Here is a 12,834-nt window from a genome sequence, read left to right as displayed (position 1 = left end):
TCACCTCGACGTCGAAGTCCTGCGCACCCTTGTTGACGATCACGGCGCGCACCGGCGCACCTGCCGGATGGTGGCGGATCGCGATGACCGCATCGCCCTGCCCCTTGTGGATCGTGGGCTTGTGCTGACCGCTGTCGGGCGCATCCAGAGTCACCGTCGGCTCCTGCGCAGCACTGCTGGTGGATGTCGAGCTCGACTCGGACGGGGCCTGCGACGTCGTGGACGCCGACGTGCTGGATGTCGCCGAGGCAGCGGACGTGGAGGACTCGTCCGCGTCGCCGGAGTCGCCCGAGGAGCCACATCCTGCCAGCAGCAGTGCGGCGCTACCGGCCGCGGCCAACCGGATCAGGGAGCGAGTGGTACGGGGTGACGTCATGTGGATGGAGCCTCGAATCAGATGTGTGGGTAGGTGGTGCGGATGGCGTTCAGGAGCCTGCGTCGGGCCGGCGGGTCTCGGCCAGCGGGTGATGGCTCGTCATCCCACCGTCGATGGCGATGACCTGGCCGGTGATGTACCGCGACTCCGGCGAGGCCAGGAAGAGCATGAGGTCGGCGACATCCTCCGGCTCGCCGAGGTAGGGCAGCGCATTGTGCGTGCGGATACCCCTGATCATCTCTGCCGGCAGATTGTCCGCGAGGGCAGGGGTCATCACGGCTCCGGGGGCGATGGCATTGCAACGGATCCGCTGGTGGCCGTACTGCGTGGCGACGTACTCGGTCATCCGGATCACCGCAGCCTTGGCGCTGCCGTAGGCCACTTGGATGAAGTCGCCGGCCAACCCGCCGACCGACGCGGTGTTGATGATCGACCCACCGCCGGCCTCGATCATGTGTGGGATGGCCAGCCGGCAGCCCAGCACGGTGCTGCGGACGTTGAGGCGCATCACCCGGTCGAACTCGTCCATGTCCAGGCCGAGCACGTCCAGGTCCTTGCGCGGGTTGCTGCCGCCCACGTGGTTGCACATCACGTCCAGTCGGCCGAATTCGGCGACGGCCGTGTCGATGAGAGCCGCGAGGGACTCCTCCTCCATGACGTCCACGGCCACGCCGATCGCGCGGCCGCCATCGGCGGTGATCTGCGCTGCCGCACGGCTGGCGTCCTCGTGGGTGAGGTCCCCGATGACGACCGCCGCGCCCTCGGCCGCGAGCAGCTGCGCGCTGGCGAGTCCGATACCGCTGGCCCCGCCGGTGATGACGGCGACCTGTCCTCGTACCCGGTCCATGTGACCCCTTCCGTCGTGGTGGCTCGTCGACCGTAGCCCACGGTGGCACCGTCACGCGTCGTAGGCTGGGGAACGTGATCGAGATCGAGGACGTCCCAGAGCTCCACGACCCGGTGATGATCCTCGCCTTCGAGGGGTGGAACGACGCCGGCGAAGCCGCTTCCCGCGTCATCGAGCACCTCATCGAGCTGTGGGACGCCGAGACCGTCGCCGCGATCGACCCCGAGGACTACTACGACTTCCAGGTCACCCGCCCGCGGATGGCCAACCAGGGCAACGGACGGGGTATCCACTGGGACACCACCCGCGTCCTGCTCGCCTCCCCCGACAGCCTCGGTCGCGACGTGCTGCTCGTCACCGGCGCAGAACCCTCCTTCCGCTGGCGAGCCTTCACCACCGAGCTGCTCGACCTGGGTGTCACCCACGGCGTCGAGACGGTCATCTGCCTGGGCTCGCTCCTGGCCGATGTCGCGCACACGCGGCCCATCCCGGTCTCCTCCTCCAGCCCCGACGAGATGACCTCGCACCGGCTCGAGCTCGAGCCCTTGCAGTACGAGGGGCCGACGGGCATCACCGGGGTCGTGGCCGATGGCGCCCACCAGGCCGAGATGGTCTCGATCTCCTCGTGGGCCGCCGTCCCGCACTACGCCGCGCAGGTCCCCTGCCCCAAGGCGAGCCTGGCCCTCATCGGGCAGCTTGAGGACCTGCTCGACACGGTCATCGAGCACGGCGAGCTCGAGGAGGAGTCGCGTGCCTGGGAGCGAGGCGTCGACGAGCTCGCCACCAGCGACGAGGACATCGCCGAGTACGTCACGGCCCTCGAGAGCGCCCAGGACACCTCCGAGCTGCCGGAGGCCAGCGGCGATGCGATAGCCAAGGAGTTCGAGCGTTACCTGCGTCGGCGTGGCGAGGACACCAACGGTCCGGGCTGAACCGTCACAGACGCACGCCCAGCAGGGCATCCACCGCACGGGCGAGGTCTCCCGGCGCGCTGGTGACGTCCCCTCCGGAGCCGAGGGACTCCTCGCACCACGTGTCCACGGCGTCCAGGGCCCTCGGAGAGTCCAGGTCGTCCGCGAGAGCAGCCCGCACCGCCGCGATCGTCGCCGCCGAGTCGGGCCCTCCGTCTGTGGACATGGCTGAGCGCCACCGCTGCAGACGGGCCTGCGCGGCGGCGAGGAGCTCATCGGTCCACTCCCACTCGGTGCGGTAGTGGCGGTCCAGCAGCGCCAGCCGGATGGCACGGGAGTCCACGCCCTGCTCGCGCAGTGTCGAGACGCGCACGAGGTTGCCCTTGGACTTGCTCATCTTTTCGCCGTCGTAGGCCACCATCGCCTGGTGGGCCGTGTGCGTGGCGAAGGGGCGGTGGCCGGTGATCGCCTCGGCCTGGATGACCGACATCTCGTGGTGCGGGAAGACGAGGTCGGTGCCGCCCCCCTGGACGTCGATCCGCTCCCCGAGGTGCTCCATGGCGATCGCCGTGCACTCGATGTGCCAGCCGGGTCGTCCGGGGCCGAGCGCCTTGCCGTCCCACGCGGGTTCGCCGGCCCGTTCACCACGCCAGAGCATGGGGTCGAGCGGGTCGCGCTTGCCGGGGCGCTGCGGGTCACCGCCGCGCTCGGCGGAGAAGGTGAGCATCGTGTCGCGGTCGAGGTGGCCCAGCTCGCCGAGGCCACCGGCGGCGGCGAGATCGAGGTAGGTGTCGCGGATGCCGTCCTCGACGACCTCGTAGGTCACACCGCGGTCAACGAGCGTCAGCACCGTCTCGATGATCGTCGGCATCGACTCGATGACGCCCATGAAGTGGTCCGGCGCGATGACGGACAGGGCGGTCATGTCCTCCAGGAAGAGGGCGATCTGCTCCTGCCCCAGTTCCCGCCAGTCGACTCCGTCGCGCTCGGCGCGCTCGAAGAGAGGGTCGTCGACGTCGGTCACGTTCTGCACGTAGGTGACCTCACGGTCGCCGTCGCGCAGGGCGCGGTTGACCAGGTCGAAGGTCACGTAGGTGGCCGCGTGCCCCATGTGGGTCGTGTCGTACGGGGTCACACCGCAGACGTAGAGGGTGGCGCCGCCCTGCGGCTCCACCGGCTCGACGCGCTGGCGCGCGACGTCGTGGAGGCGAAGGGGGACGGGGTCACCGGGGACCAGGGGAAGGTGGGGGGACGGCCAGGCTCTCACGCGGACAGCCTACGAGGTGGCCGTCACAGCGGTGGCCACGGGATCGCCGGCCAGCCGGGTGCGGGCTGCGGGTGGATCCCGGAGTCCAGCAGCTCGCTCGTGCGATGCCGCAACGCCGCCAGTTCCTCGGACGTGATCAGGGCGAGCAGCTGGCTCTCGACCGAGTCCTCCGCCAGCGCTGCGGCCAGCCGCTGCAGGCGGTGGGTGTCCTCCTGGGTCAGTGCATCGCCGGCCCAGCCCCACAGCACCGTGCGCAGCTTCGGCTCGGCGTGCAGGCTCACCCCGTGGTCGATCCCCCACAGCCGATCGCCCTGCACGAGGATGTGCCCGCCCTTGCGGTCGGAGTTGTTCAGCACCGCGTCGAGCACGGCCATCGATCGCAGTCGCGGCAGGTCGGGGTGGGAGAGGACGACGGGAGCGCCCCCTTCGTCCTCCCCGGCGAGCACGACGAGGTTGCCCTCGGGCACCGCCTGCGGAGCCGTCACCACGACCGGGCTGGGCGCCTGCACGCTCGCCCGCCCGATCCACCGCTGCACCGACCCGGGCCCGAGTGGCCCGTCGCGCAGCAGGGTCTCCGGGACGAGGTCGAAGCCGCCCAGGGCGTCGATCCGCGCTGCCGCGACCTCACGCGCGGCGAGGGAACCGTCGGGGAAGTCCCACAGGGGTCGCTCCCCGGCGATCGGCTTGTACGCGACCGTCACCGGCGCGAGGTCGTCGCGACGGATCTCCGCGACCGTCACGATGTTGCTCGCCGAGGGATGACGTCCGAGGACGACGAGGTCACCGTCGTCGAGCGTGGCGTCCCGGCCCACCCCGGTCAGCGCTTGTAGCCGTTGGCGCGGGGGCAGATGTGGCCGTCGGCGTCGACCGGGCCACCGCAGAAGGGGCAGGCCGGCCGGCCGGCGTGCACCACGGTCTCGCACCGCCGGGCGAAGGCACGCGCCTGCGCCGGCGACAGCGATGCCCGCAGGGTGTTGACGACGGAGCCGTCCTCGACCTCGTCGGGGTCCTGGTCGTGCGCCTCGATGATGACCACACGTCGGTCCTCGTCCCAAGACAGCGCGAGCGCGCTGACCCGGAAGTCCTCCTCGATGGGCGTGTCCAGGGGCGCGTTGTCCGCTGCCGCGGCGGCTGCGGCGACGGTCGCCTCGAGGCCGGCGACCTGGTCGAGCAGCTCGCCGACGCGCTCCGCGAGCACCTGGGCGTGCACCTTCTCCAGGGCCAGCTGCATCCGGCGGTCGCCGTCGCTGGCCTGGAGGAAGAAGGTTCGTTGCCCGGGCGGCCCCACCGTGCCCACGATGAAGCGCTCGGGCGGGTTGAACTCGACGAGGCTCATGACTGCGACCCTAGCCCGGTGCCGCCCCCGACCGTGGCGTCGCCCGCGGTGGACGCGTCCTTCGGCCTCGGCGGCTGCAGCGTGGAGGTGCCGGTGTCGTTGGTGCGCAGGAGCATGGGTCGGGTGTCCGTGAAGTGGATGACCGACACCGACGCGGGGTCGACGTGCAGGCGCTGGAAGTGGTCGAGGGGGGTGCCCACCGCGTGCGCGAGGACGGACTTGATGACGTCGCCGTGGCTGAGCGCGCCCCACACCGCGTGCGGTCCGTGCTCGGCGGTCACCGCCGCATCGATCTCCGCGACGGCGGCGACGGCCCGTGCCGACATCTGCGCGATCGACTCGCCGGGGTAGTCGTCGCTGCTGGGGAAGGTCGCCTCGCTCGGTCGGTCCTGGACGTCACGCCAGAGCGGCTCCTCGGCGAGCTCCTTGATCGGCCGGCCGGTCCACGCACCGTACCGGCACTCGCCGATCCCCTCGTGCACCTGCACGGTCAGCCCGTGGGCTGCCGCGAGCGGCTCGCTCGTCTCCAGACACCGCTGCAGCGGGCTGGACGCGAGGTGGACGAAGGGGGTCCCCGCCAGTCGGTCCACGAGCGCAGCGGCCTGCTCGCGGCCGGTGTCGTCGAGACCGATGCCCGGCAGCCAGCCGGCGAGCACGCCTTGGGTGTTGGCCGTGGACCGGCCGTGTCGGATGAGGATGCAGTAGGCCACGACACCCACCCTAAGCACGTCACCTGCAAGGATGCCCGCGTGATCGTCGACCAGGCCCGCTACCGCGACGGACGTCGCCTGCCCTGCTCCGACATCGGTGAGGAGCTCGAGGCCATCCGCTCCCAGGAGTCCTCTGACTTCCTGTGGATCGGGATGAAGGACCCCTCGACCGAGACCTTCGCCCGGGTCTCCGACGCGTTGCACCTGCACCCGCTGGCGATCGAGGACTCGGTCACCGGGGACCAGCGGCCCAAGATCGAGCGTTACGGTGACGGGTACTTCATCGCCCTGCGACCGCTGCGCTACGTCGAGTCGACGTCCGATGTGGAGTCCGGTGAGCTGATGCTCTTCCTCGGCGAGAACTACGTCGTGACGATCCGACGCGGGGAGGCCACTCCCCTGGCCGGCCTGCGCAGCCGTCTCGAGCAGGCCCCCGAGATGCTCGGGCACGGTCCGTGGGGCGTCTTCCACGCGATCATCGACCTCGTCGTCGACACCTACCTCGCGGTCGAGGACGAGCTGCAGAAGGACCTCGAGGACATCGAGTCCCGTGTCTTCTCCCCGGACGAGCGCGTGGGCAGTGAGGAGATCTACGCCCTCAAGCGCGAGGTCCTGGAGTTCAAGCGGGCCGCACTCCCCCTGCAGCGCCCGCTGGCGCAGCTCGTGGGTCCCTCGACCCCGGTGCCGAGCGAGGAGCAGCGCCTGCTCTTCCGTGACGTCAACGATCACTTGTCGCTCGTCATCGACAACACCGAGTCGCAGGACCGGCTGCTCACGGACGCGCTCAGTGCCCACCTGTCACAGGTGGGCGTGCAGCAGAACCAGGACATGCGCAAGATCTCGGCGTGGGCGGCGATGGCGGTCCTACCGACGATGATCGCCGGCATCTACGGGATGAACTTCCAGCACATGCCCGAGCTGGACGCGAGCGTCGACATCGGGGGCCACCAGATCTACTACGGCTACCCATTGGTCCTGCTGCTGATGATCTCCGCCTGCACCCTGCTCTTCCGCTCCTTCAAGCGGTCGGGTTGGCTCTGAGCCGGTCGGCGCAGCGTCTCCCCTCAGGGGGACCCTGCACCTCCCCGCGTGGGAGACTTTACGACAGGGATGGCGCGTCCTCGCGTCGGGAAGGCCTGCGATGGCCGCACCACTGTTCACCAGAGGATTCATCGCCCTGTCCGTCGCCGAACTGGGCTACTTCACGGCTGCGGGCATGGCCCTGTTCGCCCTGCCGCTCTACGTGTCCGGGCCCCTGGCCGGCGACGAGGTCGCAGCGGGCCTTGCGGTCGGGGTCTTCGCCATCTCGGCGCTGGTGCTCAGACCGTTCGCCGGTCGGTTGGCCGACTCGGTGGGGCGGCGGCCCCTGCTCCTGGGCGGGGCGACGGTGGCGGCCGTGTGCTTCGCCCTGCTCCCCGTCAGCGGCACCCTTGCGTCGGTGCTGGCGGTCCGGCTGCTGGCCGGTCTCGGAGAGGCTGCCTTCATCGTCGCCGGATTCGCGACGCTGGCGGACCTCGCCCCGCCCGAGCGGATGGGTGAGGCACTGTCATACAACTCTCTGGGGCTCTACCTCGGGATGGCCCTGGGACCAGTGCTCGCCGACGCCCTCGTGCGAGAGGGCGGGTTCGCCGCGGTGTGGGTCGGCGCAGCCGGGATGGCCGCTCTGGCGGCCGCAGTCGCCTCCCTCGTCGGGGAGACCCGCGTGGCGGACACCACCTTGGAGGAACCCCACGGCTTCATCCACCGGCCCGCGCTGGGGGTCCTCCTGGGGTTCCTGGCCTCACTGGCAGCGATGGGTGGATTCATCGCGTTCGTGTCGCTGTACGCCACGCAGCTCGGGCTCGAGAACGCCAGCATGGGGTTGTTCGTCTTCGGCGGCGTCGTCGTGCTGTGCCGCACGGTTCTGGCCCGAGTCCCGGACCGGGTACCACCGCTGACCCTCGGCGCCGCCTCACTCGGGGCAATCGCTGTGGGCCTGACGCTGGCCGCCACCGTGCGCCATCCGGCAGGGCTGATCCTGGGGATCGTCGTGATGGCCGTGGGAGCCGCGTTCAGCACCCCCGCGTTCTTCGCGGCGACCTTTGCGACCGCGACCTCCTCGGAGCGTGGTGTCGCTTCCGCAACTGCTACCGCCGCCATCGACCTCGGGCTGGGGATCGGGCCGATAGCCCTTGGTCTGGTGGCGTCGGGGTGGGGTATTCCGTGGGCCTTCGCCGCCGGGGGTGCCATCGCGGCACTCGGCGCCGTCTGGACCCTGGCCCTTCGCCATCGCGCCGGTCAGCGCACGGTGTCGTCCTCGTCGTAGTCCTCGTCGTCGAGTCCACCGTATGACTGGTCGTCCTCGTCGTCGTCGTACTCGTCCGAGTCATCACCCGAGTCGTCATCGACCATGAACTGCTCGTCGACGACGACGAGTGGTGTCATCTCCCCCGTGGCGTCGTGGAGGGCATCGTCGTAGGCCTCGAAGGCATCGGCGAGATCCTCGTAGGCGGCGACGACGGTGGGGTCGTCCTCGCCACGGCGCTGGGACGAGGCCTCGAGGTGTCGCTCGAGGGCGGCGATCAGCTGATTCAGGGCGGGGCGCGGGTCGCTCATGGGGACGACGCTACCGCCATTGGGCCACAATGGTGCCGATGCCCGAGTACGAGTTCCGCACAGTCACCTTTCCACGGGGCGCCGCACGCGGCGCGATCCGTCAGGAACTGGCCGACCATGCCGAGTACGGCCACTGGGAGTTGCACCGCAAGGTCGTCTATCTCGGTGGCGTCCAGAAGGCATGGCTGCGCCGCAAGATCATCCGCGTCCCGCGGCCGAGCCACCTGCCCGTCAGGGCGCGCTGACCTCAGCAGTCCTCGATGAGGCGCCAGAGCACTCTCGCGCCGAACTCCAGCGACTCCAGCGGAACACGCTCGTCGATGCCGTGGAACATCGGCGCGAAGTCCAGGTCCGCGGGCAGCCGCAGCGGCGCGAAACCGTAGCCCGTCACGCCGATCGTCGACAGCGCCTTGTTGTCCGTCCCGCCGGAGAGGCAGTACGGCAGGATCGCCACCCCCGGGTCCTCGGCGAGCAGGGCGGATTTCATGCGCTCGACCAGGGCCCCTTCGAAGGGCGACTCGAGCGAGGTGTCCATGTGGCCGATCTCGACGTCGACGTGCTCGCCGGCCAACTCCCTGATCGTTGCCATCAGGTCGTCCTGGTGGCCCGGTAGGAACCGGCAGTCGAGCGCAGCCGTGGCATCCTGCGGGATCACGTTGTGCTTGTACCCGGCGTCGAGCATCGTGATGTTGGCGGTGTCCTGCAGAGCGCCGCGCACGAAGCCGGCGGCAGTACCGATTCGCTCCAACAGCTCCTCGGCGTCCTCGTCGCTGTAGCCGACGCCGGTGACTTCGGACAGCCCGTCGAGCAGGCCACGGACCGAGGCGATGAACTCGCGCGGCCATTTGTGCGCATCGATGCGGGCGATGGCCTCGGCGAGGTGCACGATCGGGTTGTCGCTGGTGGGCACCGACCCGTGGCCTGCGGTGCCCTTGGCCCGCAGGTGCAGCCAGGCGATGCCCTTCTCTGCGGTCTGGAGCAGGTAGGCCCGGCGGGGATCCCCCTTCGCGTCCTCGACGGTCACGCTGTACCCGCCGACCTCGCTGATCGCCTCGGTGACGCCCTCGAAGACCTCGGGGTGCTCCCGGACCATGAACTGGCTGCCGAGCACTCCCCCGGCCTCCTCGTCGGCGAAGAAGACGAAGAGCAGGTCCCGCGGCGGGACGGTGCCGGTGCGCGCGAGGTGTCGCACGCTCGCGAGCATCATCGCGACCATGTCCTTCATGTCCACGGCCCCGCGGCCCCAGAGGCAGCCGTCCGCCTCGACCGCGTCGAAGGGGGGATGCGTCCAGTCCTCGGCGTGGGCCGGGACGACATCCAGGTGCCCGTGGATGCACAGAGCACCGCGGTCGCGGTCGGCGCCGGGGATACGCACGGAGACCGTCGTGCGTCGCTCCTGCGACTCGAAGACCTGCGGCTCCAGCCCCACCTCGCGCAGCAGGCCGACCACGTAGTCGGCGGCCTCCCGCTCGCCGGGCCCGTCCTGCCCGGGGCCGTAGTTGCTCGTGTCGATCTGCAGCAGCTCGCGGCAGATGTCGACGACCTCCTGCTCGGGCGCCGTGGGGGCACCTCCCGCTTGCGGGGGAATCTCACTCATGACCGAAGGCTAGTTGGTGTACTGCCCGGCGTCGCGATCGGCGTCAGTCGACCGCAGGGGTGAAGGTCTCGGGCAGGTAGGGGTCGGCCCACGCGGCGACCAGCTGGGCGACTCGGCGGGAGTCGGCGGCCCGTCGCAGCAAGTGGTCGGCGCCGTCGAGGGCGATGAAGGACTTCGGGTGCCGGGCCGCGCGGAAGATGTTCCTGGCGTTGTCCAGCTCCACGACCTCGTCCTGCGGCGAGTGCATGACCAGCAGCGGGCGTTCGAGGGCGGCTGTCGCGCCCATGGGATTGAACGCCTGCAGGTCGTCGACGAAGGCCTGGGAGACCTTCAGGTGCCGGCCCCCGAGGACGACGTCGGCGCGGCCCTCGCGCTCGACCTCGTCGAGAACCCCCTCGAAGAGATGCGTCACGTGGACCGGGTCGGACGGTGCCCCGACCGTGGCCACGGCGGCCACCTCGGGGATCTGCGGGGCCGCCGGGATCACGGCTGCCCCGCCGAGCGAGTGGCCCACGAGCAGCTGTGGGGCGCCGTGCTCGGAGCGCATCCAGTCAGCGGCGCGGACGATGTCCGAGACGTTGGAGGAGAAGGTGGACCCCGCGAAGCGACCACCGGAGTCCCCGAGCCCGGTGAAGTCGAAACGCAGCACCGCCAGACCTCGCTCGCACAGTTCCCGCGCGACCCGGCGCGTCGCGTGGTGGTTGCGTCCCCCGGTGAAGCAGTGGGCCATCAGGGCGTAGCCCTCGGGCACCTTGTCGGGGCGGTCGAGGGTCCCGACGAGCGTCTCGCCGCCCGTACCCGTGAACGTGATCTCTTCGGCGTGCATGTCCGAAGGATGCCAAAGAGGGTCACAGGTCCGCAGCGAAGTGGCCCAGCGTCTTGGTCGTCCCGGCACCGAACGTGCACCATCTCCACATGTGGTCACGCCCCCGTCGCCGCCGACGACGCCGCGCGGCCGAACCCGGCCCGACCCGCACCCCCGTGCGACTGAGCTCCGAGACTCGGATGACTGCGTCCGTGTCCTGCGAACGCACCTGGTACGTCATCGACATCGTGACGGGCGGCCGTCTCGAGAGCGCCGAGCACGGCCATCCGCTGATCCTGCCGACCGGTCAGGAGGTGACCGTCACCGGCCACGACCGTCCGTGGAGTCTGACGTGGCGCGACCCCCAGCCGGGCCCGGGCACCGTGGACAGCGGCGGGGCGCTGGCACTCAAGGGGTGGATCGACTCCTCGACGACGATCACCCTCAGTCACTTCGTCGTCCTGCCGCAGGGCAGCTCCTGGCGCGCCGTACGCACCCACCAGGAGCTCCTGGACAGGCGCGCCAAGGTCCACGCCCGCGCGTGGGTCGACCGGCTGGCCCGCCATGGGGCCGCCACCGCCGGGAGCGTCTGAACCCTAGGCCGGGCGGCGATGTGGTCAAGCCGCACAACCCGGTGTCCGCGAGACGGGGTCAAGGCCACTGCGGTCAACAACGCAGTCGCCACGCGCGGTGACGTGGCCGGCTGAGTTCTGCACACGGACAGTGGACCACGATTTCGAATACGGAAGTTCTCCCAGTCAATCAACCGTCACAGCGTGGTCGGACCGATGATCCGCGTCTGGGCTCGACTACTGCCCATTGGTTGGTTTGAGGGCTACCTTGCGGATTTTTCCTGCGGGAGTCATCGGCAGTGACTCAACGACCTCGATGCGGCTGGGGACCTTGTACGCGGCTAGGGTGCGCTCACACAGTTCGAGCAACTCCGACGGGTCCACGCTCTTGTCGGAGGCGGGCACGACGAACGCAAGTCCGGTCTCGCCGAAGGTGTCGTCGGGCATGCCAATGACTGCAGACATCTCGACCGTGGGGTGGCTTGCCAAGACATTCTCCACCTCGGCCGGGTAGACGTTGAATCCTCCGCGGACGTACATCTCCTTCTTTCGCGCGACGAGCATCACGTGGCCGTCCTCGGTCATCGAGGCGACATCGCCCGTGCTGAGCCAGCCATCGTCATGGAAGGTGGCGCTGGTCTCGTCGGGCATCTCCCAGTAGCCGGCAGCCACGCAGTCCCCTCGGACTTCGAACTCACCGACCTCGCCGACAGCGAGTGGTTCGCGGTCGTCGTTGACGATGCGGCCCTCGAAGTTGCCGAGCATGATCCCGATCGAGCGTCCGACCATCTCCAACGAGTCGCTGGCGGGAGAGATCGCGCACGCACCGGAAGTCTCCGACAGCCCGTACAGGTTGGCCAGACGTGCGTTGGGGAACGTCGTCTGCACCTGCTTCGCCAGGGAGGGCTCGAGGTTGGCCCCACCAACGACACACAGTCGGACCTCATCGGCCCTGGTGGGGCTTCCGGAGGCAAGGATCATCTTGTACATCGTCGGCACGCCAACGAACATCGAGATGGGGGTTTCCCGCATGGCTCGTCGGACCAGATCGGGGTGGAACCGCGGGAGCAGGGAAAAGCCACCGCCTGCAACGAGAGAGGAGGTGATCGTGCAGGTGACTCCGCCCACGTGGTTGAAGGGCAGCACGCCGAGGATCACGTCCGAGGAGGACTGGTCGAAGCGCTCGACCTGCCCGGCCGCCGAGGCAAGCAGGCTCGCATGCGTGAGAGTCGCGCCCTTTGGCAGGCCGGTCGTTCCCGAGGTGTAGAGGATGATGGCCGGATCGGAAGGCTGAACCTGCTGCTCGGCATTCAGAACGTGATCATTCGCGGTGTCAGCCGCGAGCAGTGATTTCCACTCCGTTTCTTCCTCGCCCAGAAAGACGATCTGCTCGACTGTCGGAATCTCAGGACGCAGGGCCTGGATAAATGGCACGAAGTCGAAGCCAGCGGACTCGGTGTCGCAGACCAACATCCGGGCTCCCGAGTGGCCGAGCATGTAGGTGAACTCACGCTCCCGGTAGGCGACGTTCAGAGTGACCAGGACCGCACCAATCTTGGCGGTCGCCAAGTAGAGGAGAAGCCACTTCGGGGAGTTTGTGGCGGCGATGGCCACACGGTCACCACGACCGATACCCCGTGCCAGAAGACCTGCAGCCACGTGGTCGGACTGAGTGTCCGCGTGCGCGTAGGTCAGCGATTCGCCCTCGAAATACACCAGAACAGCATCGGGAGACTCTTCAACACGCTGGCGCAGAACGGCAGGAACGGTGGACGCGAACCGGGGCATGAATTTCCTCTGCTCGATGTGTCTCGACTG

14 protein-coding genes and 1 pseudogene are annotated in these 12,834 nt (G+C 69.4%); 5 read left to right on the top strand and 10 right to left on the bottom strand.

Translation table 11 applies throughout. The features are described 5' to 3' along the window. Positions 1 to 376 (bottom strand): annotated as a pseudogene (locus BJY20_RS15640) (hypothetical protein); the annotation flags it as partial. 49 nt (positions 377 to 425) lie between these two features. Next, positions 426 to 1,223 carry an SDR family NAD(P)-dependent oxidoreductase gene (locus BJY20_RS15635; RefSeq protein WP_185992373.1) on the bottom strand — a complete coding sequence of 266 codons (798 nt, stop codon included), beginning with the start codon at positions 1,221 to 1,223 and terminating at the stop codon, positions 426 to 428. 74 nt (positions 1,224 to 1,297) lie between these two features. Between BJY20_RS15635 and BJY20_RS15630 the strand changes: the two genes are divergently transcribed. Then, positions 1,298 to 2,155 (top strand): PAC2 family protein, encoded by an 858-nt coding sequence (locus BJY20_RS15630; protein WP_185992372.1) that lies wholly within the window; start codon positions 1,298 to 1,300, stop codon positions 2,153 to 2,155. A gap of 4 nt (positions 2,156 to 2,159) precedes the next feature. Here the strand turns inward: BJY20_RS15630 and mshC are convergent, their stop codons facing one another. Genes mshC through BJY20_RS15610 form a run of 4 tightly spaced genes read right to left on the bottom strand, consistent with a single transcriptional unit; the run spans position 2,160 to position 5,447 of the window. Beyond that, positions 2,160 to 3,401 (bottom strand): cysteine--1-D-myo-inosityl 2-amino-2-deoxy-alpha-D-glucopyranoside ligase, encoded by a 1,242-nt coding sequence (gene mshC, locus BJY20_RS15625; RefSeq protein WP_185992371.1) that lies wholly within the window; start codon positions 3,399 to 3,401, stop codon positions 2,160 to 2,162. Between the two features lie 23 nt (positions 3,402 to 3,424). Further along, entirely contained in the window at positions 3,425 to 4,213 is a 789-nt protein-coding gene (locus BJY20_RS15620; protein ID WP_343062947.1) for an SCO1664 family protein, read from the bottom strand. A gap of 5 nt (positions 4,214 to 4,218) precedes the next feature. Further along, on the bottom strand, positions 4,219 to 4,737 hold the full coding sequence (locus tag BJY20_RS15615; RefSeq protein WP_185992370.1) for a DUF3090 domain-containing protein: 519 nt from the start codon (positions 4,735 to 4,737) through the stop codon (positions 4,219 to 4,221). Then, positions 4,734 to 5,447: an MSMEG_4193 family putative phosphomutase gene (locus tag BJY20_RS15610; protein ID WP_185992369.1), complete on the bottom strand. Its 714-nt coding sequence runs from the start codon at positions 5,445 to 5,447 to the stop codon at positions 4,734 to 4,736. The genes BJY20_RS15615 and BJY20_RS15610 overlap by 4 nt, the downstream gene beginning before the upstream one ends. Before the next feature lie 39 nt (positions 5,448 to 5,486). On the opposite strand from BJY20_RS15610, the gene BJY20_RS15605 reads away from it, so the two are divergent. Beyond that, a complete protein-coding gene (locus BJY20_RS15605) occupies positions 5,487 to 6,488 on the top strand; it encodes a CorA family divalent cation transporter (RefSeq protein ID WP_185992368.1) in 1,002 nt (333 codons plus the stop codon). A gap of 100 nt (positions 6,489 to 6,588) precedes the next feature. Next, on the top strand, positions 6,589 to 7,752 hold the full coding sequence (locus BJY20_RS15600) for an MFS transporter (RefSeq protein WP_185992367.1): 1,164 nt from the start codon (positions 6,589 to 6,591) through the stop codon (positions 7,750 to 7,752). Here BJY20_RS15600 and BJY20_RS15595 read toward each other — a convergent pair. Next, positions 7,725 to 8,042 carry a primosomal protein gene (locus BJY20_RS15595; protein ID WP_185992366.1) on the bottom strand — a complete coding sequence of 106 codons (318 nt, stop codon included), beginning with the start codon at positions 8,040 to 8,042 and terminating at the stop codon, positions 7,725 to 7,727. The two genes, BJY20_RS15600 and BJY20_RS15595, sit on opposite strands and share 28 nt — an antisense overlap. 38 nt (positions 8,043 to 8,080) lie before the next feature. On the opposite strand from BJY20_RS15595, the gene BJY20_RS15590 reads away from it, so the two are divergent. After that, positions 8,081 to 8,287 carry a DUF5703 family protein gene (locus BJY20_RS15590; protein ID WP_343062946.1) on the top strand — a complete coding sequence of 69 codons (207 nt, stop codon included), beginning with the start codon at positions 8,081 to 8,083 and terminating at the stop codon, positions 8,285 to 8,287. 2 nt (positions 8,288 to 8,289) lie between these two features. Here BJY20_RS15590 and BJY20_RS15585 read toward each other — a convergent pair whose 3' ends face one another. Next, a complete protein-coding gene (locus BJY20_RS15585) occupies positions 8,290 to 9,639 on the bottom strand; it encodes a M20/M25/M40 family metallo-hydrolase (protein ID WP_185992364.1) in 1,350 nt (449 codons plus the stop codon). Positions 9,640 to 9,682: 43 nt separating this feature from the next. Then, positions 9,683 to 10,465 (bottom strand): alpha/beta hydrolase family protein, encoded by a 783-nt coding sequence (locus BJY20_RS15580; protein ID WP_185992363.1) that lies wholly within the window; start codon positions 10,463 to 10,465, stop codon positions 9,683 to 9,685. A gap of 179 nt (positions 10,466 to 10,644) precedes the next feature. Between BJY20_RS15580 and BJY20_RS15575 the strand changes: the two genes are divergently transcribed. Beyond that, entirely contained in the window at positions 10,645 to 11,037 is a 393-nt protein-coding gene (locus BJY20_RS15575; RefSeq protein ID WP_185992362.1) for a hypothetical protein, read from the top strand. A 216-nt stretch (positions 11,038 to 11,253) separates the two neighbouring features. On the opposite strand, the gene BJY20_RS15570 is transcribed toward BJY20_RS15575, so the two are convergent. Further along, positions 11,254 to 12,804, bottom strand: a complete 1,551-nt coding sequence (locus BJY20_RS15570; RefSeq protein ID WP_185992361.1) for a class I adenylate-forming enzyme family protein — start codon at positions 12,802 to 12,804, stop codon at positions 11,254 to 11,256. Positions 12,805 to 12,834: the final 30 nt, after the last annotated feature.

It is taken from the genome of Janibacter cremeus (assembly GCF_013409205.1).
GTDB lineage: Bacteria > Actinomycetota > Actinomycetes > Actinomycetales > Dermatophilaceae > Janibacter > Janibacter cremeus.
Note: the sequence above shows the minus strand (reverse complement) of the source record. Positions and strands in the feature narration are given on the sequence as shown.

Coding starts and splice junctions, on each gene's coding strand:
- BJY20_RS15635 (WP_185992373.1), bottom strand. CDS start 1,223: ATGGACCGGGTACGAGGACAGGTCGCCGTCATCACCGGCGGGGCCAGC.
- BJY20_RS15615 (WP_185992370.1), bottom strand. CDS start 4,737: ATGAGCCTCGTCGAGTTCAACCCGCCCGAGCGCTTCATCGTGGGCACG.
- BJY20_RS15600 (WP_185992367.1), top strand. CDS start 6,589: ATGGCCGCACCACTGTTCACCAGAGGATTCATCGCCCTGTCCGTCGCC.
- BJY20_RS15595 (WP_185992366.1), bottom strand. CDS start 8,042: ATGAGCGACCCGCGCCCCGCCCTGAATCAGCTGATCGCCGCCCTCGAG.
- BJY20_RS15590 (WP_343062946.1), top strand. CDS start 8,081: ATGCCCGAGTACGAGTTCCGCACAGTCACCTTTCCACGGGGCGCCGCA.
- BJY20_RS15585 (WP_185992364.1), bottom strand. CDS start 9,639: ATGAGTGAGATTCCCCCGCAAGCGGGAGGTGCCCCCACGGCGCCCGAG.
- BJY20_RS15580 (WP_185992363.1), bottom strand. CDS start 10,465: ATGCACGCCGAAGAGATCACGTTCACGGGTACGGGCGGCGAGACGCTC.
- BJY20_RS15575 (WP_185992362.1), top strand. CDS start 10,645: ATGACTGCGTCCGTGTCCTGCGAACGCACCTGGTACGTCATCGACATC.
- BJY20_RS15570 (WP_185992361.1), bottom strand. CDS start 12,804: ATGCCCCGGTTCGCGTCCACCGTTCCTGCCGTTCTGCGCCAGCGTGTT.